This window comes from Pseudonocardia sp. ICBG1034 (assembly GCF_020131375.1).
GTDB classification, from domain to species: domain Bacteria; phylum Actinomycetota; class Actinomycetes; order Mycobacteriales; family Pseudonocardiaceae; genus Pseudonocardia; species Pseudonocardia alni.
Window position 1 is genome coordinate 158,581 of record NZ_JAHLEK010000019.1, and the last position, 20,151, is coordinate 178,731.

Genomic DNA, 20,151 nt, shown 5'->3' on the forward strand with positions numbered 1-20,151 from the left:
GCTCCGGCGGTGCGCCGCCGAGCCCGCGCCGCGACGACGTGCCGGTCATCCGCCGATCCGACCGGCGGAGGAGGCGAGCGCCGACGCCGAGCGCCCGGCGCGCAGCGCCACGACCTGGGCGACGATCGACACCGCGGTCTCGGCCGGGGTGCGGGCACCGAGGTCGAGACCGACCGGCCCGTGGACCGCGGCCAGGGCGTCCTCGGTGACCCCGGCGGCGAGCAGCCGCTCGCGGCGCGCGGCCTGGGTGCGCCGCGACCCGAGCGCCCCGAGGAACCCGCGGCCGTGGGCGAGGCCGTCCAGCAGGGCCGCGTCGAAGGCCGGGTCGTGGTCGAGCAGCACCAGCACGTCGGCCTCGGTGAAGGCGGCGACGGCGGCGCGCGCGTCGTCGACGGTGGTGACGGTGCGGGCGCTCCAGCCGAGCAGGCCCGCCTGGGCGTGCAGGGCGGCCCCGAGCGCACCCTCCCCGACGACCAGCACCGACGGGACCGGCACCAGCAGGTCGACCAGGACCGCGGTGCCGTCGACGTCGAGCCGCTCGGTGGCCGTGGCGCCGCGGCGCAGCAGGGCGCGGGCCTGCTCGGCCGCCGCGGCGGTGACCCGGCCGAGGTCACCGGTGGACTCCTCCAGACCGGGCCCGGTCAGCACGAGGGCCGCGCCGGTGTCCACGACCGACAGCAGCGCGGCGGGCCGACCGGCCTCCAGCGCCTCCCCCAGCGCGGCGGCGGGAGCAGCGGGCAGCGGGTGGGCGAGCAGCGTCGCCCCACCGGCGCAGGCGAGCCCGGCCGCGACCGCGGAGGACTCCCCGACGTGCGCCTCGCGCACCGTGGCCGTCCCGGACGCCGCCTCGGCGGCGAGCGGATGCGCGGAGTCGTCGAGGGCGCCGAGGTAGAGCAGGCCGCCGACCTCGCCGTCGGTGGTGCCCGCGACCAGCTGGCCGGACTCGACGGAGCCGAACCCGTGCCGGTCGAGCACCCGGACGACGCCGATCCCCGGGCCGCCGGTCACCGCCCAGCGGCGCAGGGCCGCGCCCAGGTCACGACGGGGGTCGGCCGGTGGCCGTGCCGCGGAGGAGGTCGCCGAGGTGCTCACGGTCGCCAGGGTAGCGACGGGGCCTGACGGTGAGCTGAGAACGGGCCACAGCGCGCCGCCCACGAGGACCGTGTCCGGGGTCAGGCCCGTACCGACCGTCGCGCCGGCCCGATCTCGTCGGCGACGTCGGACAGTGCCGACCGCACGGTGGCGGCCGCGACCACCATCCAGACCAGGACCAGTACCGCGAACAGCACCACCGCCGCCCCGACGACCGGGGGCAGCGCCGTCCGCGCGGCGAGCGCGTTCGTGCCGGTCACCAGGGTGCCGAACGGGAAGGTCACCGCCCACCAGGAGGCGCTGAAGGGCATCCCCCGGCGCAGGGCGTGGCCGATCAGCACCGCCGACAGCACCGTCCAGCCGACCGCGAAGCCCCAGGCGGGCGCGCCGTAGAGCAGTCCCGCACCGATCGCGACGCCGGCGAACGGCTCGGGCAGCAGCCCCTGCGCCTGTCCCGCGAGCAGGTTCGCCGCCGTCACCGACTGCCCGAAGGGCCCCAGCACGATGACGACGGTCGGGGTGTCGGCCAGGGCGAGCCCGGCTGTGCCGAGCCGGGCCAGCACCCGTGGCAGCAGGGCCAGCGCCGACACCACGCCCAGCCCGAACAGGGCCACGCAGACCAGCAGCATCGTCGACGCCGCCGCCGGGCCCGGGGTGTGTCCGATCAGCAGCGCGCCGTCGGCGGCCGCGACCATCGGCCCGACCACCGGCATGATCCAGGCGGGCGCCGGATCGGTGGCCGATCCGGGCCTGCTGATCCACCGGAACGGCACCCACACCGCGACGACCAGCACCACCACGGTGCCCGACGACCACAACGTCCAGCTCAGTGCGGCCGCGGCCGGCTCGCCGAGCAGGCCGGGACCGAGCTCGACCGCCCCCGCGCCGACGGTGAGCATCCCCAGGCCGGGCGCACCGAGGAACGGCAGGTCCGACGGGTCGGGACGGTCACCAGGCCGTCGTCGCGCCGCCCCGGCCCGCACGACCAGCACGCCCAGCGCCACCAGCAACGCCGCCGCGAGCAGCCACAGCACGGTCCCCACGACACGCAGACCCGGCACCGGCACCGGGAACGAGGTGGTCGCGACCGCGACGATCCCGGTCCCCATCACCGCCCCGAACCAGGGCGGACCGGCCTGGTCCAGGCGAGACGTGATCACGGACGGGGAAGACCCGCTCCGGCGTTGCACCAAACACCGGTACCGCCGTTCGGGCTATCACAGGGTGACCACCGCGACGGCTGCGTTCCGGAACCGTACGATTCCGGCACGCGTTGTACGCGTCGAACACCCATCAGACCGCGAGTCAGGAGTCATGGACCCCACCTGCAGTCCGCGCGCCGACCGTCCCCGTGACGGCCGGCGACCCCGCATCGTCCTCGTCCCCGCCCACGCCGTGCACATCCCGGCCGGGCCCGAGACCCGGGCGGTGACCTCCCGGTGATCGGCACGATCCTCGGCATCCTCCTGGGCATCCTGGTGGTCCTCGCGATCACCGCCCTGACCGGCTACTTCGTGGCCCAGGAGTTCGGCTACATGGCCGTCGACCGCTCCCGGCTCAAGGCCCGTGCGGCCGAGGGCGACACCGGAGCGTCCCGAGCCCTCGACATCACCCGTCGCACCTCGTTCATGCTGTCGGGCGCCCAGCTCGGCATCACCGTCACCGGTCTGCTGGTCGGTTACGTCGCCGAGCCGCTGATCGGTAACGGCATCGGTGAGCTGCTGGGCCTGGTCGACGTCCCGCTCGGCGTCGGTGTCGCGATCGGCACCGTGATCGCGCTGCTGTTCGCCACCGTCGTCCAGATGGTGTTCGGCGAGCTGTTCCCGAAGAACCTGGCGATCGCCCGGCCGGAGCCGGTGGCCCGCTGGCTGGCGCTGTCCACCAAGACCTACCTGGCGCTGTTCGGGTGGATCATCCGGATCTTCGACGCGGCCTCGAACCTGCTGCTGCGCGCGCTGCGGATCGAGCCGGTGCACGACGTCGAGCACTCGGCCACCCCGCGCGACCTCGAGGCGATCATCGACGACTCGAAGGACTCGGGTGACCTCAACCCGGAGCTCGCGGTGCTGCTGGACCGCGCCGTCGACTTCGGCGACCGCACCGCGCGGGCCGCGATGATCCCGCGGCCGCGGGTGTCGTGGGTCCGCGCCGACGCGACCGTCGAGAGCCTGGTCGGCCAGATGGCCGTCCAGCACTCGCGGTACCCGGTGCTCGGGCCGCCCGCCGAGGCGACGGACACCGAGAACGCGCTGGAGCTGGTGGGCGTGGTCTGCCTGAAGGACGTGCTGGCCCTCGCCGACCGCGACGACCGGCCGTTCGACCAGGTGCTGGTGTCGGACCTGATGCGGGCCCCGGTGCTGGTGCCCTCGTCGCTGCCGCTGCCGCAGGTGCTGGCCCAGCTGCGTGCCGACGACGAGGAGCTCGCGTGCGTGCTCGACGAGTACGGCGGCCTCGCCGGTGTCATCACCGTCGAGGACGTCGCCGAGGAGCTCGTCGGTGAGATCACCGACGAGCACGACCAGGCCGGGACGGACCAGGCACTGCGGTCCGACGACGGCTGGGTCGTGCCGGGTGACCGGCACGTCGACGAGGTCGGCAGGCTGATCGACGCCGAGCTGCCCGAGGGCGACTACCAGACCGTCGGCGGTCTGGTGATGGCCGAGCTGCAGCGGCTGCCGGACGCCGGGGACGCGGTCGTCGTGACGATCCCGGCCGAGAGCCCGGACGACGAGGACCGCGCCCTGCGCCTGGTGGTGCAGGAGGTCGACCGGCGGGTCCCGTCGGCGGTCCGCCTGGAGTGGACCGGACCGGTGACCGCCGGTTCCGAGCAGGACAGCGACGAGCGGGAGGTGCGGGCATGAGTGCCTTCCAGATCATCGCGACCATCGTCCTGATCGGGGCGAGCGCCTTCTTCGTCGCGATCGAGTTCGCCCTGATCGCGGCTCGCAACTACCGGCTGGAGGAGGCCGCACAGACCTCGGCCGCCGCCCGGGCCGCGCTGCGCAGCTCCAAGGACATCTCCGTGCTGCTCGCCGGGTCCCAGCTCGGCATCACGCTGTGCGTGCTGGGACTGGGCGCCATCAGCAAGCCGGCCGTGGACTACGCGCTGCGCCCGGTCCTGGAGGGCTGGGGCATCCCCGCCGGGGTCGCCGGGGTGGCGTCGTTCGTCATCTCGCTGATCGTGGTGACGTTCCTGCACCTGGTCGTCGGGGAGATGGCGCCGAAGTCCTGGGCGATCTCGCACCCGGAGCGCTCGGCGATCATGCTGGCGATCCCGATGCGCGGGTTCATGGTGGTGGCCCGGCCGGTGCTGCTCCTGCTCAACGGTGCCGCCAACCGCTGCCTGCGGCTGTGCGGGGTCCAGCCGGTGGACGAGATGGCCTCGGGCCGCAACGCCGACGACCTGCGCCAGCTGGTCGACCACTCGGCGAAGACCGGCACCCTGGACCAGGGGCGCCGTGACCAGCTGGTCACGGCGCTGGAGCTGGAGCGGACCCCGCTGGGCGAGCTCGCGCGCGAGCCCTCCGGGGTCGCCGCGGACGACGACGTCGCCGCCATCCAGGCGACCTGTCGCCGGACCGGTCACCTCCGGCTGGTCGTCCGCGACGGCGACACACCGATCGGGTACGTGCACGTCCGCGACACCCTGACGCGGGCCCCGGGGACCCGGGCCCGGGACCTGATGCGCCCGGTGCTCACCCTGTCGGCGGACACGCAGTACCACACTGCGGTGAACACGATGCGTGAGCAGCGTGCGCACCTCGCGCTGGTGGAGTCCGACGACCGCCCGGTCGGCATCGTCACCCTCTCCGACCTGGTGGAACGGCTCCTCCCCGAGCCGGTGTAGGAGCGACCCCGGACCGGGTACCCGAGCTGCGCCCGGTCCGGGGCGGTCCTACTCTGGGTCGCCTCCCGATCACCCACGGAGGTTGTGATGACCGCTCCGACGCTGCGTCCCGCCGATCTCGACGACACGGCGCTGGCCAGGCTCAAGCAGCTCGAGGACCGCATCGGCGGACCGCTCGTGGCCTACCGGCCCGAGTCGCCCTACGCCGCGCTGACCGCCGAGCAGCTGGAGGAGGTGCGCCGCGCCGAGTCCGAGCTGGGCGTGCAGCTGCTGGCCTACCGGCGCTGACCCACTCACGACGAACGCCCCCGCCCGGGTCCCGGGCGGGGGCGTTCGTGGGTCCGGAGTCTGCTCAGCAGCCGAGCAGGCGCGTCGCCAGGTAGGTCTCGACCTGGTCGAGGGCGACCCGCTCCTGTGCCATCGAGTCGCGCTCGCGGATCGTCACCGCCTGGTCGGTGAGGGTGTCGAAGTCGACCGTGATGCAGAACGGGGTGCCGATCTCGTCCTGGCGGCGGTACCGGCGGCCGATGGCGCCGGCGTCGTCGAAGTCGACGTTCCAGTTCTTCCGGAGCTGCGCGGCCAGGTCCTTCGCCTTGGGCGAGAGGTCGGCGTTGCGCGACAGCGGCAGCACCGCGGCCTTGACCGGGGCGAGCCTGCGGTCGAGCTTCAGCACGACGCGCTTGTCGACGCCGCCCTTCGCGTTCGGCGCCTCGTCCTCGGTGTAGGCCTCGATGAGGAAAGCCATCATCGACCGGCCGACGCCGGCGGCGGGCTCGATCACGTACGGCTTGTACCGGGTGTCGGAGGCCTGGTCGTAGAACGACAGGTCGACGCCCGAGTGGTTCGAGTGCGCCGTGAGGTCGAAGTCGGTGCGGTTCGCGATGCCCTCGAGCTCGCCCCACTCCTGGCCGGTGAAGTTGAACCGGTACTCGATGTCGACGGTGCGCTTCGAGTAGTGGGAGAGCTTCTCCTTGGCGTGCTCGTAGTGCCGCAGGTTCTCCGAGGAGATGCCCAGGTCGGTGTACCAGCGGGTGCGCTCGTCGATCCAGTACTGGTGCAGCTCCTCGTCGCTGCCGGGCTCGACGAAGTACTCCATCTCCATCTGCTCGAACTCGCGCGTGCGGAAGATGAAGTTGCCCGGGGTGATCTCGTTGCGGAAGCTCTTGCCGATCTGACCGATGCCGAACGGCGGCTTCTTGCGCGAGGTCGTCTGCACGTTCAGGAAGTTCACGAAGATGCCCTGCGCGGTCTCCGGGCGCAGGTAGTGCAGCCCCTCCTCGGACTCCACCGGGCCGAGGAAGGTCTTGAGCATCATGTTGAACTCGCGGGGCGCGGTGAACCGGCCGCGGGTGCCGCAGTTCGGGCAGGGGACCTCGGAGAGGTCGTTCTGGTCGGCCTGCTCCGGGTCGCGGCCCTTGCGCTCGGCGAACTCCTCGGCGAGCTGGTCGGCGCGGTAGCGCTTGTGGCAGGACTCGCACTCGACCAGCGGGTCGGAGAAGGTGCCGACGTGGCCCGACGCGACCCAGGTCTGGCGCGGCAGGATGACCGAGGAGTCCAGGCCGACGACGTCGTCGCGGCCGGTCACCATGGTCTTCCACCACTGGCGCTTGATGTTGTCCTTCAGCTCGACGCCGAGGGGCCCGTAGTCCCACGCCGACCGGGTACCGCCGTAGATCTCACCGGAGGCGAAGACGAATCCGCGCCGCTTGGTCAGCGCGACGATGGTCTCGATCTTGGCGGAGGTGGGCTTGCTGGCCACTGGCGGCACTCCAGAGAAGGTGGTTCGGAGGTCCCCCGGATACGGGGCGTCCCAGGTTACCGACCCGCCGCGCATCCCCACCCCCTGCCCCGCCCCACCCCCGCCGCGGTGGCTCCGACCGGCCGACCTCGCACAGGTTCCTGCGACCTCGCACACCCTGCAGAGGCTGCGAGGGCGCAGAACGGTCTGCGAGGTCGAGCGCTCACGCGGCACGGTCCAGGGCACGGTGCAGGCGGGCGACGGTCGGGGCGAACGACGCCGCGCTGCGCAGGTCGCCCCATACCCAGCGCACCACAGCGACTCCCTCGGCCCGGATCGCATCCTCCCGCAGCTTCTCCCGCCACAGGACCTCCTCGAGGTCGCCGCCGGGGTCGAGCCGCCGGCCGTACTTGATGCGCCCGTCGAACTCCCCCGCCACCCGGGCCTGCTCCCACCAGAAGTCGACCCGGCCGAGGAACCGTCCCGCCGGATCCCGCAGCTCCTGCTGGGTGGCCGGTGCGGGCAGGCCGCAGGAGTGGAGGAGGAGCCTGCTGCGGGTCTCCCCCGGGCCGTCCGCGCCGCCGTCGGCCGCGGCGAGCACCCGGCGGGCGGCCGGGGTACCGGGACGTCGCGCGGACCGGGCCACGGCGGCAGCGAGTTCGTCGGCGGTGACGGCTCCGGCGTGCAGCGCCGCGTCGGTGGCCGCGACCGCCACGACGAAGGGCAGAGCGCGGGCCAGGTCGACGACCGTGCGCGGGACCGTCGTCACCGGAACGCCGTCGACGACGGTGATCTCGTCCGCGGCGAGCGTCGCCGCGTGGACCCGCGCCGACGGCGCCGTCCGCGCACCGCTGCGCCGGTTCCTGGTCACCTCCACCCGGTCGAGCGGGACCCGCCACAGCCCGATCCCGTGCATCACGGCCGCCGAGACGTGGCTGAACACCGCGTCCGGGGACAGGGTGCGGACCGCCGCACGCACCGACTGCCGGTGTCGTTCCACCGGTCCGAGGTCACCGGCTCCGACGTGGGCGCCGCGGCGCAGTCGGACGAGTCGGCCCGAGGCCCGGAGCCTGCGGAGCTCGTCGGCGCCCACGCCCGCCGCGACCAGGTCCCGGCCCAGCACGGGGGCGGGCGAACCGTGCGCCGGTCGCGGGTCGGGGTCCATGTCCCCACCGTCGCCGTGCACCGGGAGCGGGGGAAGCCCGTCACCCGTCCGGCCGTGGACGGTCCCGGCTCGCGCCGGGCGTCGAGCGCGTGCTGTGGACAACCCGGCCCCCGCCGCACCTCGCACACGTTCCTGCAACCTCGCACCGTCTGCAGCGGCTGCGAGGCCGCAGGACGATGTGCGAGGTCGGGGGTCAGCTCAGCAGGCTGGGGTGGTGGACGGGGGCGGCGCCGGCGGTCACCGTGATCAGGGACTCGTAGGTCGCCTCCGTGGTCGTGTCGGCCTCGGCCAGCAGCGGGTGCACGTGCTCACGGACCTCGAACGGCCCCAGGGCGCGCCGGTAGGCGTCGACGGAGTCGAAGCGGACGGTCAGGACCCACTGCCCGGCATCCTCGATCGCCCGGCCCGCCTCACCCCCGCGGCAGCCCGGCCGGGCGGCCAGGAGCTCCAGTGCGCGGGCCGCGCGCGCGGTGAACGCGGCCTCCTCGGAGGGGGACACGCGGAAGCGGCAGACCAGCAGCACGGCGCGACGATAACGAACACGCCTACCATGTCGGGTGCGGCCGGCACGGCACAGCAGCGCCGGGGGGTGTGGCCGCCGCCTCCGGGGAACGGACGGGTCCACCACATGTCTGCCGCAGCCCAGACCACGCACGCACCGGGAGCCGGCCCGGGTGCGGACGACGACCACCACCCCGCGCCCGAGCCCGGTCCGACCCGCGACCCGCGCACCCTGGCCGCCGCGGGCGACCTGCTGCGGGCACTCGCCGCACCGGTCCGGATCGCCATCGTCCTGCAGCTGCTGGAACACTCCCGGTGCGTCCACGACCTGGTGGACGCGCTCGGGGTCACCCAGCCCCTGATCAGCCAGCACCTGCGGGTCCTCAAGGCCGCCGGGGTGGTCGAGGGCGAGCGGAAGGGCCGTGAGGTGCTGTACTCGCTGGTGGACGACCACCTGGCGCACATCGTGGTGGACGCCGTCGCCCACGTCGAGGAGGACACGTGACGGAGACGACCGACCGGACGACCGCGGCGACGATCACGCAGCGGTCCACCGCCGGGCCGCGCGGCATCCGCGCCACCCGGCAGCGGGCCGCCGTCACCGCGCTGCTCGACCGTCTGGAGGACTTCCGGTCCGCCCAGGAGATCCACGAGGAGCTGCGGCGTGCCGGTGAGGGCATCGGGCTGACCACGGTCTACCGGACGCTGCAGACCCTCGCCGACGGCGGCGAGGTCGACGTGCTGCGGGTCGCGTCCGGCGAGGCGGTCTACCGGCGCTGCGAGACCGAGCACCACCACCATCATCTGGTGTGCCGCCGGTGTGGCGCCGCCGTCGAGATCGAGGGCCCCGCGGTGGAGTCCTGGACCGAGTCGGTCGCGCAGAAGCACGGCTTCACCGAGGTGTCGCACACCCTGGAGATCTTCGGCCTCTGCGGCCGCTGCTCGGTGGGGTGACGCCCGGGGCTCAGTCCCCGCAGCCGGGGACGGCCGGCACCTCCCGGTCCCGGGCGAACGGGTCGGCCGGGCGCGGGTCCGGGGTGGGCGCCCACCGGCCGTCGACGAGGGCGTAGGTCCAGGCCGGACCGCGCCGCGCCAGGTCGCTCAGCGCGTCGACCAGCCGGTCGACGTCGGAGGAGCCGGTGCGCAGGCCCAGCGAGGCGCGCACCGCGTCGCGGCCGCCGGTGAGCCGCTCCAGCAGCGGGTGCGCGCAGAACCGCCCGTCGCGGACGCCGATGCCGTACTCGGCGGACAGCGCCGCCGCGACGAGGCCGGCGGGCAGCTCGCCGAGGGTGAACGAGACGGTCGCGGTGCGGTCGGCGTCGGGCCCGTCGTCGAAGCAGGACAGGATCCGCAGGCCGGGAACGGTCGCCAGGCCCGCGTGCAGCCGGGCGGCGAGCTCGCGCTCGTGGGCGGGCACGGCGTCGTCGATCAGGTCCTCGAGGGTGCGGCAGGCCGCGCCCAGCGCGGTGGCACCGAGCACGTTCGGGGTGCCGCCCTCGTGGCGTTGCGGCGCGGGCAGCCACTCGGTCACGGTGCCGCCCGGGCCGTCGACGGCGTCGTCGGCCGTGACGCCGACCGACCGGACCGCTCCCCCGCCCGCGACGTGCGGCTCGGCGGCGTCGAGCCAGTCCCGGCGGCCGACGAGGACCCCGGCGCCGTAGGGCGCGTAGAGCTTGTGCCCGGACAGCGCGACGTAGTCCGCGCCCCACCCGGCCAGGTCGACGCGCCGGTGCGGGGCGAGCTGCGCGGCGTCGACGCACAGCCGGGCACCCTCGGCGTGCGCGATCCGGGCGATCTCGGCGACCGGGAGGAGCTCGCCGGTCACGTTGGACGCACCGGTGACCGCGACGAGCGCGGCGTCGGGACGGGCGGCGAGCTCGGCCCGCAGTGCGTCGAGGGTCGCGGCGATGCCGCGGCCGGCCCGCACGACCCGGTGCTCGGCGCCGCCGGTACCGCCCCGCCAGGCCAGCAGCGTCGCGTGGTGCTCCAGGTCGAGGGTCACCACCGGGCCGGGCACGGCGCGGGCGAGCAGGCCGAGCGCGTCGGTGGTGTTGCGGGTGAACACCACGACGTCGTCGGCCCGGGCCCGGACGAACCGTGCGACGTCGGCGCGGGCGTTCTCCACCAGGGCGGTGCAGACCTTCGAGGTCCAGCCGGCGCCGCGGTGCACGCTGCCGTGGTAGGGCAGCACCTGCGCGACGTGCGCGGCGACGCTCTCCAGCGCCGGCGCCGACGCGGCGGAGTCGAGGTCGCAGTAGCGGGCCCACCTGCCGTCGACGAGCGGGACGGTGAGGTCCGCGCCGACGACACGGGGCAGCGCGTGCTGGACGGGACGCGACAGGGCGAGGGTCATGATCGGGCCTCCGGCCGATCTCGGGGACCCGGCGTGGCGCACGGATCCGCGCTTGCCGACTGCGGGTGTCGCGTCGGCCCGGTCATCACCCGGGGCACCCCACCGCGGAGGAGGGTTGCCGTCCAGCGAGCCGGGGCTTCGCGCTGGCACTCGTGACCTTCGCCGCCGAAGCTAGCAGACCGTCTCAGAAGGAGACACCGTGACCGTCGCCACCCCGGATAGCGTCTGAACGATGACCGACACGCAACCCGCCCCGGGCACGGTACGGCGGATCGACGTCCCGGAGTCCGGCGAGCTTGCCCAGCTGGCGGCGGTGTTCGACGACCTGCAGTACGTGCTGCAGTGCTGCGAGCACCTGGTGACCGCGCTCGGCGGTCCGGAGTCCGGTCCGGTCCGGGTGGCCGCCGACCCGGCCCTGGTCGAGGCACTGTGGACCGGTGCGGTGATCGGCTACGTGCGCTGCTTCTCCGGCCGCACGAAGACCCTCACGAAGGACGACCTGTCCACCCTGGAGCTCGAGGGTGACGTCACCGGGTTCCACGACATGATGTCGACGCTGCGCGACCACTACGCGTCGCGGCACGTCAACCCGCGTGAGTCCTACGAGATCGGCGTCGCCCAGTCCAACGACGGCGCCCCGCGCGGTGTCGCGGTCGTCTCCACCCCGCGCCCCCAGGTCGACGAGACCACGGTGCGGCTGCTCGGCCGGGTCGCCTACCGCCTGTCCGGGCTGGTGGACGCGCGGATGACCAAGGCCCAGAACGACGTGCTGGGGGTGGCGCACGCGATGACCGCGGGCCAGCTGGCGGCGCTGCCGATCGTGCACCTCGGCGACTCCGGGGAGGCCGCCGGGGAGACCACGGACACCGACGGCTGACGGGTGCGGCCGTCCGTGCATGGACGGCCGCACACCGGCTACCCGGTCACCGAACGTCCACGACGAGAGGTGACCCATGACAGCCCGTACGACGACCGCCGACGCCGTCCGCAGCGCCCTGCACGGTCTCGAGTTCCCCGCTTCCAAGGACGACCTGGCGTGGACCGCCGAGCGCAACGGCGCCGACGCCGCGACGGTCGAGGCCCTGCGTTCGGCGCCGGCCGAGGACTACACCTCGGTCGACGCCGTCGTCGCGGCCGTCGACACCGGCGCCGACCAGGAGTGACCGGGCCGCGGCCGGGGGCACGCCCCCGGCCGGACGGTCTCAGCTCTCGACCAGCTCCGCGCGCATGCTCGACGCCGAGGACACGACCAGCATCAGCAGGGTGCCCATCGGCCCCTCGCCCAGCCCGGCCGCGGGGAAGGCGTAGCGCAGGGTCACGTCCCAGCCGCGCTCGCCGCGCACCACCCGGGGCGTGCCGAACAGGCCCTCCCCCACCCCGAGGCCGACCCGCCGCGGCACGTCGTGCTCCGGGTCGGCGGACTCCGGCAGGTCCCACGCGACGACGCAGGTCAGGTTGAGGACGGGCAGACCCTCCTCCAGCTCGGTGCCCTGCACCACGCACAGCACGCCGCCGTGGGCGAAGGTCAGCGCGCCGTCGTCGTCGGTGGTGACGTCGTGGAACCGCTCCAGCGCCCCCTTGGCGGTGACGAGCATCCCGGAGATCACATCGGTGGTCACGGTGTCACTCCATCGTTCGGGACGGCGGCGGCCGGGTCGATGCTCGCGCCCGCTCCGCGACGCTCGGAAGCTCCCCCGAAACGCCGGTCCCGGCGCGCGTAGATCTCGATCGCCTGCCAGATGTGGCGGCGGTCGAAGTCCGGGAACAGCGTGTCCAGGAAGACCATCTCGGCGTAGGCGCTCTGCCAGAGCAGGAAGTTCGACGTCCGCTGCTCCCCCGAGGAGCGCACGAACAGGTCGACGTCGGGCATGTCCGGCTCGTCGAGGTACCGGGCCAGCATCCGCTCGTCGATCTTGTCGGGGTTGATCCGGCCCTCCGCGGCGAGGCGGGCGAGCTGCCGCACGGAGTCGACGATCTCGGCGCGGCCGCCGTAGTTGACGCACATGGTCAGGTTCAGCACGTCGTTGCCGCGGGTGCGCTCCTCGGCGACCTCCAGCTCCTTGATCACCGAGCGCCACAGCCGCGGGCGCCGGCCCGCCCAGCGGACCCGGACCCCCATCGCGTCCATCTCGTCGACGCGGCGGCGGATCACGTCGCGGTTGAAGCCCATCAGGAACCGGACCTCGTCGGGGCTGCGCCGCCAGTTCTCGGTGGAGAACGCGTACGCCGACAGCCAGCGCACGCCCAGGTCGATGCAGCCGCGGGCGACGTCCATCAGCGAGGCCTCGCCCCGCTTGTGGCCCTCCGTGCGGGGCAGGCCGCGGGCGTTGGCCCAGCGGCCGTTGCCGTCCATCACCAGGGCGACGTGGCGTGGCACCAGCTCCGGCGGGATCGCCGGGGGCCGGGCACCGGACGGGTGCGGTGCGGGAGGCTGGAACGGCACGTCACCGACCTTACGTCGGGGACGGCGGACGGCTTCAGTCGCGGTGGTCGGGCTGCGGCCAGGCCGGCACGGCCGGGTCCTCCAGCCGCTCGATGGTCTCGCGCAGCCGGCGCATCCCGCGGTGCCCGCGGATACGGTCGGCCTCCGACATCGGCTCGGACTCGTCGGGCCGGATCACCGGCAGCATCGGGATGGCCGGCCACGCGCCGTCCTCGGTGCGGGCCCGGACCTGACGCATCGCCCGGGTGGGGCCGTCCTGCGGGGACTCCGGCATCGCCTCGGTGCGGACCGGGAACTGCTGGGTCGGCGGCACCGGGATGCGCTGCGTGGCGGCCGGGAGACGGTGGGTGCGACCGGTGTGGTCGTCGTCCGGCGGCGGGGTGTGGGGTCGGTTCACGACTGCCTCTCCGACGGGGCTGGGGTCCCCTCGATCACAGGAGCGTAACGAGACAGCGGAACCGGTTGCCCGTCGAAAGCGATGATCACCCGGTGGAGTCGGCGGAAGTCGCGTGCGACGCGACCGGCGGCACCACGACGCGCGGCACGCCCGTACGTCAACCGCTCGACGGAGCGGACGGGCCGCTCACGGCACCCCACGCCGAGACACAAGTCCGACCGGACTAGCCGGGGAGAGCGTCCGGGGGTGTCGCGGTTCCGCCGTCCGGCGGTTCCGGGACGGGCCCCGGCACCCCGGGTGCGACGACGGCGGCGGGCCGGACCCGGGCGCGGCGGTCGACCAGGGGCAGCGAGCGCAGCTGCCGTTCCAGGTGCCACTGCAGGTGCGCCGCGACCAGGCCGCTGGCCTCACGCCGGGTCGGGGTGCCCGAGGCGTCCGCGGTGTCCCAGTCGCCGTGCAGCAGCGCGGACAGCAGGGCCACCGTCTCGGTCGCCGGGGTCACCGAGCCCGGCGGGCGGCAGCGCGGGCACACCATGCCGCCCCCGGCGACGGTGAACGACCGGTGCGGGCCGGGGGTGGCGCAGCGCGCGCACTCCGACAGCGACGGCGCCCACCCCGCGTGGCTCATCGCCCGCAGCAGGAACGCGTCGAGCACCAGGGCCGGTTCACGGGCGCCGTCGGCCAGTGCCCGGGTGGCGCCGAGCAGCAGCAGGTACACCCGCAGGCTCGGCTCGCCCTCCTCGGACACCAGCCGGTCCGCGGTCTCCAGGATCGCGCAGCCGCAGGAGTACGCCGACCAGTCGGCGACGATCGCCGGGGCGAACGCGTCGACGGTCTGGGCCTGGGTGACCACGTCCAGCGTGCGCCCGGTGTAGCACTGGACGTCGACGTGGTTGAACGGCTCCAGCCGTGCGCCCCACCGCGACCGGGTGCGGCGCACGCCCTTGGCGACCACCCGGATCTTGCCGTGCCGGCGGGTCAGCATCGTGATGATCCGGTCCGCCTCGCCCAGCTTCTGCACCCGGAGCACGATCCCGGTGTCGCGGTAGAGCTGGGCCACGCACCCAGTCTAGGTCCTGCTCAGAACCCCAGCTTGCGCAGCTGCTTCGGGTCCCGCTGCCAGTCCTCGGCTATCTTCACGTGGAGGTCGAGGTGCACCCGGGTGCCCAGCAGCTTCTCGATCTGGCGACGGGCGTCGCTGCCGACCTGCTTGAGCCGGGCACCGCCCTTGCCGATCACGATGCCCTTCTGGCTGGACCGCTCGACGTAGATGATCGCGTAGATCTCCAGGAGGTCCTTCTTCTCGATCGTCTCCTCGACGACGACGGCGATCGAGTGCGGCAGCTCGTCGCGCACGCCCTCCAGCGCCGCCTCCCGCACGAGCTCGGCGACGAGCACGTCGGTCGGCTCGTCGGTGAGGTCGCCGTCCGGGTAGAGCTGCGGGCCCTCCGGCAGCAGGCCGACCAGCAGGTCCGAGAGCAGCGACACCTGGAAGCCCGACCGCGCCGAGGTCGGCACGACCTCGGTGAACTCCATCAGGGCCGACACCTCGGTGAGCCGCTCGGCGACCTGCTCGGGGCGGGCGGTGTCGGTCTTGGTGACGACGGCGACCACCGGGGTGTGCGCGGCGATCCGCCGCAGCTCCTCGGCGATGAACCGGTCGCCCTTGCCGACCTTCTCGTTCGCGGGCACGCAGAACCCGACGACGTCGACCTCGGACCAGGTCTCGCGCACCAGGTCGTTGAGCCGCGACCCGAGCAGGGTCCGCGGGCGGTGCAGCCCCGGGGTGTCGACCAGGACGATCTGGGCGTCCGGGCGGTGCACGATCCCGCGGATCGCGTGCCGGGTGGTCTGCGGGCGCGAGGAGGTGATCGCGATCTTCTCCCCGACCAGCGCGTTGGTCAGCGTCGACTTGCCGGCGTTGGGCCTGCCGACGAAGCAGGCGAACCCGGACCGGAAGCCCTCGGGCTGTGCGCCGGTCACGCCGCACCCAGCCGGTCGAGGATCTCGCGGCCGATCGGCAGGGCCGCCGTCGCCGCCGGGGACGGTGCGTTCAGCACGTGCAGGATCGAGCCGGGGCGGCCCGCGCCGTCCGGACCGGCCTGGTCGAGGAACAGGAAGTCGTCGACCAGGGTGCCGTCGGCCTTCACCGCCTGGGCCCGCACCCCGGCGCCGGCCGGGTGCAGGTCGGCGGCGGTGACGTCGGGCAGCATCCGCTGGATCTGGCGGACCATCGCCCGCGTCGACAGCGAGCGGCGGACCTCGCCGATGCCGTAGCGCCAGTGCGTGCGCGCCACCTTGACCATGCCGGGGTAGGTCAGCGTGCCCAGCAGTTCCTTCGGCCTGACCGTGCGCCAGTCGTAGCCCTCACGGGCCATCGCGAGCACGGCGTTCGGGCCGGCGTGGACGGTGCCGTCGATGCCGCGGGTGGCGTGCACCCCGAGGAACGGGAACGCCGGGTCGGGCACCGGGTAGATCAGGCCGCGGACCAGCGAGGCGGCCCGCTCGGAGAAGCCGGAGTACTCGCCGCGGAACGGCACGATCCGCACACCGGGGTCGGCGCCGGCCAGGCGGGCGAGCTCGTCGCAGCGCAGGCCGCCGCAGACGACCGCGCGGGTGCCGAGCAGGTCACCGCGGGTGGTGCGCACGACGACGTCGGACGGGCGGCGGGCGAACCCGGTGACGGTGCGGCCCAGGTGGACCTCGCCGCCGTTCTTCTCCACCAGCTCGCCCAGCTTCTCCGCGACCAGCCGGTAGTCGGTGATGCCGGTCGAGGGCACCCACAGCGCGGCGAGACCGCGGACGTCGGGCTCGTAGGTGCCGATGCCGTGCTCGTCGAGGCGGTGGTTCTCCACGCCGTTGGCGTCGCCGCGGCGGGCCAGCTCGTCGAGCCGGGGCAGCTCCTCGGGCTCGGTCGCGACGACGAGCTTGCCGCACACCTGGTGCGGCAGGTCGTGCTCGCGGCAGAACGCGATGGTCTCGGCACACCCGGCGACGGCCAGGCGGGCCTTGTAGCCACCCGGCGCGTAGTACAGCCCGGAGTGCACGACGTTGGAGTTGTTGCCGGTCTGGTGGTTCGCCAGGCGCTGCTCACGCTCGACGACGGCGACGCTGAGCCCGTTGCGGGTGGCGGCGTACGCGGTGGCCAGGCCGACGATCCCACCGCCGACGACGACCAGGTCGTAGCGCGGTGTCGCGGGCAGCCCGGTCACCGGGCACGCTCCGCGGGGATGGTCGTGCGGGCAGCCATCAGGTCCTCCTCGCGTCCCACCCGTGGCGGGACGGTCACGTCCGTCGGTCGCTCCCCGTGGCCGGGGGCGGCCAGGTCAGTGCCGGTCGGCGCCGGCGTGCTCGGTGGGGTCGCCCGCGACGTGGTCGGGCACGTCGGACTCCCGGGTGTCCCCGCGCGGCTCGTCGTGGTCGGTGTCCTCGGTCTCGGCCGGGTCCAGCGGGCTGACCAGCACCGAGGTGATGCGGACACGGCCCCGGGCGTCCTTGCCGCCCTCGCCCTGCAGCCGCAGCAGGCCGTCCAGCTCCGCGGTGGCGCCGGGCAGCGGCACCTTGCCCAGCCGCTGGGCGAGCAGCCCGCCGACGGTGTCGACGTCGGCGTTCTCCAGCGCCTCGTGCAGCTCGTCCTCGCGCGGGGTGCCGCGGAACCGGCCGGCGAACAGCTCCTCGAGGTCCTCGGCGGGCAGCCGGGCGGAGACCCGGAAGGCGCCGTCGGAGGCCTCGGCGACCTCGGGCACCTCCTCGGTGTCGTACTCGTCGGTGATCTCGCCGACGATCTCCTCCAGGATGTCCTCGATCGTCACCACGCCCGCGGTGCCGCCGTACTCGTCGACGACGACGGCCATGTGGTTGCGGGTGCGCTGCATCTCGCGCATGAGGTCGTCGCTGCGCTTGGAGTCCGGCACGAAGGCCGCGGGGCGCAGGATGTCGAGCAGCGGGACCTCGCGCTCTCCGCGCCGGGCCTCCTCGCGGGCCCGGACCAGGTCCTTGAGGTAGGCGATGCCGATGACGTCGTCCACGCCCTCGCCGAGCACCGGGATGCGTGAGTAGCCGCTCTTGAGCGCCAGGCGCAGTACCTTCTCCACCGGGGTGTCGCGCTCGGTCCAGATCAGGTCGGGCCGCGGCACCATGATGTCGCGGACCGGGGTCTCCCCCAGCTCGAACACCGAGTGGATCATCTTGCGCTCGCCCTCGTCGACCACGCCGCGGTTGCTGGCCATGTCGACGAGCTCGCGCAGCTCCACCTCGGTGGAGAACGGGCCGTCGCGGAAACCGGGGCCCGGGGTGATCGCGTTGCCCAGCAGGATCAGCAGCTTCGCCAGCGGGGACAGCACGACGCCGATCGCGCGGATCGGGCCCGCGAGCAGCAGCCCGATCCGGTACGGGTGCTGGCGGCCCAGCGTCCGCGGGCCGACCCCGACCAGCACGTAGCTGGCGAGCACCATGAGAACGCCGGTGAGCAGCAGCCCGATCCAGGTGGCGGAGAACAGCGGCGCGAGCGCGACGGCCAGCAGGATGATCGCGACCGTCTCGCAGGTGACCCGCAGCAGCATCAGCAGGTTGACGTGCCGCGGCCGGTCCGCGACGACGGCGGCGAGCGCCTTCGCGCCGGCGCGGCCGGCGCGCACCACGGCGTCCACCCGGGCCCGCGAGATCGACATGAGGGCCGAGTCCGCGGCGGCGAACACCCCGGCCAGCAGCACGAGCAGGACCGTCGCGACGATCAGCCAGACGGTGGTCACTTCTGCTCCTCGGAGAACGTGGTCGTGGGTCTTCCGGTCACCGGCCGGACTCGTCCTCGAAGCCGGCGGCACCGAGCAGGCGGTCGTCGCTGCGCTTCTGGGCGTCCCGGGCGCGCTCGCGGGCCCGGTCGGACCGCCAGCGGACCAGCAGCCGGTTCTGCAGTGCGAACATCTCGCGCTCGTCCTCGGGCTCGAGATGGTCGTACCCCAGCAGGTGCAGGATGCCGTGCACGGTCAGCAGGTGCAGCTCGTCGGCCAGGGTGTGCCCGGCCTTGCGCGCCTGGTCCCGGGCGAAGGCCGGGCAGAGTACGACGTCGCCGAGCAGGGCGGGGCCCAGGTCCGGCGCGTCGGGGCGCCGGGTGTCCTCGGAGAGGGAGTCCATGGGGAACGCCATGACGTCGGTGGGGCCCGGCTCGTCCATCCAGCGGACGTGCAGCTCCTCCATCGCGTCCAGCCCGACGGCGGTGATCGCCAGCTCGGCGGACGGGCTCACCTTCATCGCGTCCAGCGCGTACCGGGCGACCGACACGATCTGCGCCTCGTCGACCGTGATCCCGGACTCGTTGACGACCTCGATGCTCACGCCGCCGCTGCCCTGCCCCTGCTCGCCGATACGGATGTAGGGGGCAGCCTAGACGGCCGTACCGACGGTCCCGGTGCCACCCGCCCCCCGGTCACCGCCGCCGGTCGGGACGCCGCGCGGGGCCGTTGCGGGGTGCGCCGTTGCCGACGGCGGCCGCGCGGTGCTCGGACGCGTCGAACCGGGCGTAGGCGTCGACGATGTCGGACACCAGGCGGTGCCGGACCACGTCGGCGCTCTCGAGCCGGGAGAAGTGCACGTCGTCGACGCCGTCGAGGATGTCCTGCACGACGGCCAGGCCGGACCGGGCGTTGCCCGGGAGGTCGACCTGGGTGATGTCGCCGGTCACCACGATCCGCGAACCGAAGCCGAGCCGGGTGAGGAACATCTTCATCTGCTCGGGCGTGGTGTTCTGCGCCTCGTCGAGGATGATGAACGCGTCGTTGAGGGTGCGGCCGCGCATGTAGGCCAGCGGCGCGACCTCGATCGTCCCGGCCGCCATCAGCTTCGGGATGGACTCGGGGTCGATCATGTCGTGCAGTGCGTCGTAGAGCGGGCGCAGGTACGGGTCGATCTTCTCGAACAGCGTGCCGGGCAGGTAGCCCAGCCGCTCCCCCGCCTCGACCGCGGGCCGGGTCAGGATGATCCGGTTGACCTGCTTGGCCTGCAGCGCCTGCACGGCCTTGGCCATCGCCAGGTAGGTCTTGCCGGTACCGGCCGGGCCGATGCCGAAGACGATGGTGAACGCGTCGATGGCGTCGACGTAGCGCTTCTGGTTGAGCGTCTTGGGCCGGATGGTCTTCCCGCGCCGGGACAGGATGTCCAGGCTCAGCACCTCGGCCGGGGACTCGCCCAGGCGCTCGTCGGCGGTGTTCTCCGCCGAGAGCATCTGCACGGTGCGGCGCACGGTGTCCGCGCCGACCAGCTGGCCGCGCTCGGCCAGGGTGATCAGCTCGGTGAAGACCCGCTCGGCGAACGCGACGTCGCCCGGGTCCCCGGACAGGGTCAGCTCGTTGCCGCGGACGTGGACGTCGGCGGTCAGCTCCTCCTCGGCGGCGCGCAGGCTCTCGTCACGCGAGCCGAGCAGGGACAGGAGGGCGGTGTCCGGCACGGCCATCCTCGACCGGACGGTCCCGCCCGGTGCTGCGTCGGACCGCTCGTCGGTCCGAGGGGTGGGGCCGGGTTCGGTGCCGGTCAAGAGTGTGTTCGCCTGCCTCGTACGTCGGGTCGCCGGACTGCGCCGATCGTACCGGTCGGACCGCCGACGGCACCCGCGGATTCTCC

Annotated in this window: 23 protein-coding genes and 1 riboswitch; of the genes, 8 read left to right on the top strand and 15 right to left on the bottom strand. The window is 73.9% G+C overall.

The window, feature by feature from the left end; all coding sequences use genetic code 11:
* Window positions 1-45: 45 nt before the first annotated feature.
* Both KPF22_RS20850 and KPF22_RS20855 read right to left on the bottom strand, forming a co-directional pair.
* Entirely contained in the window at window positions 46-1,092 is a 1,047-nt protein-coding gene (locus KPF22_RS20850) for an XdhC family protein (protein ID WP_224403070.1), read from the bottom strand.
* 80 nt (window positions 1,093-1,172) lie between these two features.
* Window positions 1,173-2,252: a C4-dicarboxylate ABC transporter gene (locus KPF22_RS20855; RefSeq protein ID WP_224403071.1), complete on the bottom strand. Its 1,080-nt coding sequence runs from the start codon at window positions 2,250-2,252 to the stop codon at window positions 1,173-1,175.
* A gap of 154 nt (window positions 2,253-2,406) precedes the next feature.
* On the opposite strand from KPF22_RS20855, the gene KPF22_RS32260 reads away from it, so the two are divergent.
* From KPF22_RS32260 to KPF22_RS20870, 4 genes are all read left to right on the top strand, one after another.
* Entirely contained in the window at window positions 2,407-2,535 is a 129-nt protein-coding gene (locus KPF22_RS32260) for a hypothetical protein (RefSeq protein ID WP_255625041.1), read from the top strand.
* Window positions 2,532-3,953 carry a hemolysin family protein gene (locus KPF22_RS20860; RefSeq protein ID WP_208824228.1) on the top strand — a complete coding sequence of 474 codons (1,422 nt, stop codon included), beginning with the start codon at window positions 2,532-2,534 and terminating at the stop codon, window positions 3,951-3,953. The genes KPF22_RS32260 and KPF22_RS20860 overlap by 4 nt, the downstream gene beginning before the upstream one ends.
* Window positions 3,950-4,939 carry a CNNM domain-containing protein gene (locus KPF22_RS20865; protein WP_208824226.1) on the top strand — a complete coding sequence of 330 codons (990 nt, stop codon included), beginning with the start codon at window positions 3,950-3,952 and terminating at the stop codon, window positions 4,937-4,939. Before KPF22_RS20860 ends, KPF22_RS20865 begins: the two co-directional genes overlap by 4 nt.
* Before the next feature lie 87 nt (window positions 4,940-5,026).
* Window positions 5,027-5,227, top strand: coding sequence for a hypothetical protein (locus KPF22_RS20870; protein WP_073577983.1), 201 nt, complete (start codon window positions 5,027-5,029; stop codon window positions 5,225-5,227).
* A 64-nt stretch (window positions 5,228-5,291) separates the two neighbouring features.
* Here KPF22_RS20870 and KPF22_RS20875 read toward each other — a convergent pair whose 3' ends face one another.
* The 3 genes from KPF22_RS20875 to KPF22_RS20885 all read right to left on the bottom strand — a co-directional run bounded on the left by KPF22_RS20875 (window position 5,292) and on the right by KPF22_RS20885 (window position 8,365).
* Window positions 5,292-6,698: a glycine--tRNA ligase gene (locus KPF22_RS20875; RefSeq protein WP_062401525.1), complete on the bottom strand. Its 1,407-nt coding sequence runs from the start codon at window positions 6,696-6,698 to the stop codon at window positions 5,292-5,294.
* Between the two features lie 202 nt (window positions 6,699-6,900).
* The gene (locus KPF22_RS20880) at window positions 6,901-7,842 is read right to left on the bottom strand and encodes a hypothetical protein (RefSeq protein ID WP_224403072.1); all 942 of its coding nucleotides are present in this window, start codon (window positions 7,840-7,842) and stop codon (window positions 6,901-6,903) included.
* Window positions 7,843-8,035: 193 nt separating this feature from the next.
* Window positions 8,036-8,365: an antibiotic biosynthesis monooxygenase gene (locus KPF22_RS20885; protein WP_100880121.1), complete on the bottom strand. Its 330-nt coding sequence runs from the start codon at window positions 8,363-8,365 to the stop codon at window positions 8,036-8,038.
* Between the two features lie 105 nt (window positions 8,366-8,470).
* Here KPF22_RS20885 and KPF22_RS20890 point away from each other — a divergent pair, with 105 nt between their 5' ends.
* Both KPF22_RS20890 and KPF22_RS20895 read left to right on the top strand, forming a co-directional pair.
* On the top strand, window positions 8,471-8,848 hold the full coding sequence (locus KPF22_RS20890; protein ID WP_020624590.1) for a helix-turn-helix transcriptional regulator: 378 nt from the start codon (window positions 8,471-8,473) through the stop codon (window positions 8,846-8,848).
* The gene (locus tag KPF22_RS20895) at window positions 8,845-9,297 is read left to right on the top strand and encodes a Fur family transcriptional regulator (protein ID WP_374107514.1); all 453 of its coding nucleotides are present in this window, start codon (window positions 8,845-8,847) and stop codon (window positions 9,295-9,297) included. Before KPF22_RS20890 ends, KPF22_RS20895 begins: the two co-directional genes overlap by 4 nt.
* A gap of 10 nt (window positions 9,298-9,307) precedes the next feature.
* Here the strand turns inward: KPF22_RS20895 and KPF22_RS20900 are convergent, their stop codons facing one another.
* The gene (locus KPF22_RS20900; RefSeq protein ID WP_224403073.1) at window positions 9,308-10,696 is read right to left on the bottom strand and encodes an aminotransferase class V-fold PLP-dependent enzyme; all 1,389 of its coding nucleotides are present in this window, start codon (window positions 10,694-10,696) and stop codon (window positions 9,308-9,310) included.
* A 43-nt stretch (window positions 10,697-10,739) separates the two neighbouring features.
* A riboswitch (SAM riboswitch) is annotated at window positions 10,740-10,854 on the bottom strand.
* A gap of 74 nt (window positions 10,855-10,928) precedes the next feature.
* Here KPF22_RS20900 and KPF22_RS20905 point away from each other — a divergent pair.
* The gene (locus KPF22_RS20905; RefSeq protein WP_224403074.1) at window positions 10,929-11,573 is read left to right on the top strand and encodes a hypothetical protein; all 645 of its coding nucleotides are present in this window, start codon (window positions 10,929-10,931) and stop codon (window positions 11,571-11,573) included.
* A 76-nt stretch (window positions 11,574-11,649) separates the two neighbouring features.
* Window positions 11,650-11,859, top strand: coding sequence for a DUF2795 domain-containing protein (locus KPF22_RS20910; protein ID WP_208824731.1), 210 nt, complete (start codon window positions 11,650-11,652; stop codon window positions 11,857-11,859).
* Between the two features lie 39 nt (window positions 11,860-11,898).
* Here the strand turns inward: KPF22_RS20910 and KPF22_RS20915 are convergent, their stop codons facing one another.
* The 9 genes from KPF22_RS20915 to KPF22_RS20955 form a co-directional block, all read right to left on the bottom strand.
* The gene (locus KPF22_RS20915) at window positions 11,899-12,291 is read right to left on the bottom strand and encodes a hypothetical protein (protein WP_208824793.1); all 393 of its coding nucleotides are present in this window, start codon (window positions 12,289-12,291) and stop codon (window positions 11,899-11,901) included.
* Window positions 12,292-12,311: 20 nt separating this feature from the next.
* Window positions 12,312-13,139, bottom strand: a complete 828-nt coding sequence (locus tag KPF22_RS20920) for an isoprenyl transferase (protein ID WP_208824733.1) — start codon at window positions 13,137-13,139, stop codon at window positions 12,312-12,314.
* Between the two features lie 34 nt (window positions 13,140-13,173).
* Complete coding sequence (locus tag KPF22_RS20925; RefSeq protein ID WP_062401510.1) at window positions 13,174-13,536, bottom strand: hypothetical protein; 363 nt, start codon at window positions 13,534-13,536, stop codon at window positions 13,174-13,176.
* Between the two features lie 223 nt (window positions 13,537-13,759).
* Window positions 13,760-14,596, bottom strand: coding sequence for a DNA repair protein RecO (gene recO / locus KPF22_RS20930; RefSeq protein ID WP_224403075.1), 837 nt, complete (start codon window positions 14,594-14,596; stop codon window positions 13,760-13,762).
* 20 nt (window positions 14,597-14,616) lie between these two features.
* Window positions 14,617-15,519: a GTPase Era gene (gene era / locus KPF22_RS20935; RefSeq protein ID WP_224403076.1), complete on the bottom strand. Its 903-nt coding sequence runs from the start codon at window positions 15,517-15,519 to the stop codon at window positions 14,617-14,619.
* Complete coding sequence (gene lhgO / locus KPF22_RS20940) at window positions 15,516-16,748, bottom strand: L-2-hydroxyglutarate oxidase (RefSeq protein WP_208824737.1); 1,233 nt, start codon at window positions 16,746-16,748, stop codon at window positions 15,516-15,518. The genes era and lhgO overlap by 4 nt, the downstream gene beginning before the upstream one ends.
* A gap of 114 nt (window positions 16,749-16,862) precedes the next feature.
* On the bottom strand, window positions 16,863-18,287 hold the full coding sequence (locus KPF22_RS20945; RefSeq protein WP_208824739.1) for a hemolysin family protein: 1,425 nt from the start codon (window positions 18,285-18,287) through the stop codon (window positions 16,863-16,865).
* A gap of 37 nt (window positions 18,288-18,324) precedes the next feature.
* Window positions 18,325-18,870: an rRNA maturation RNase YbeY gene (gene ybeY / locus KPF22_RS20950; RefSeq protein WP_224403077.1), complete on the bottom strand. Its 546-nt coding sequence runs from the start codon at window positions 18,868-18,870 to the stop codon at window positions 18,325-18,327.
* Window positions 18,871-18,961: 91 nt separating this feature from the next.
* Window positions 18,962-20,065: a PhoH family protein gene (locus KPF22_RS20955; protein ID WP_224403078.1), complete on the bottom strand. Its 1,104-nt coding sequence runs from the start codon at window positions 20,063-20,065 to the stop codon at window positions 18,962-18,964.
* Window positions 20,066-20,151 lie beyond the last annotated feature (86 nt).

Coding starts and splice junctions, on each gene's coding strand:
- KPF22_RS20890 (WP_020624590.1), top strand. CDS start 8,471: ATGTCTGCCGCAGCCCAGACCACGCACGCACCGGGAGCCGGCCCGGGT.
- KPF22_RS20870 (WP_073577983.1), top strand. CDS start 5,027: ATGACCGCTCCGACGCTGCGTCCCGCCGATCTCGACGACACGGCGCTG.
- KPF22_RS20900 (WP_224403073.1), bottom strand. CDS start 10,696: ATGACCCTCGCCCTGTCGCGTCCCGTCCAGCACGCGCTGCCCCGTGTC.
- KPF22_RS20865 (WP_208824226.1), top strand. CDS start 3,950: ATGAGTGCCTTCCAGATCATCGCGACCATCGTCCTGATCGGGGCGAGC.
- KPF22_RS20905 (WP_224403074.1), top strand. CDS start 10,929: ATGACCGACACGCAACCCGCCCCGGGCACGGTACGGCGGATCGACGTC.
- KPF22_RS32260 (WP_255625041.1), top strand. CDS start 2,407: ATGGACCCCACCTGCAGTCCGCGCGCCGACCGTCCCCGTGACGGCCGG.
- KPF22_RS20910 (WP_208824731.1), top strand. CDS start 11,650: ATGACAGCCCGTACGACGACCGCCGACGCCGTCCGCAGCGCCCTGCAC.
- KPF22_RS20880 (WP_224403072.1), bottom strand. CDS start 7,842: ATGGACCCCGACCCGCGACCGGCGCACGGTTCGCCCGCCCCCGTGCTG.
- KPF22_RS20915 (WP_208824793.1), bottom strand. CDS start 12,291: ATGCTCGTCACCGCCAAGGGGGCGCTGGAGCGGTTCCACGACGTCACC.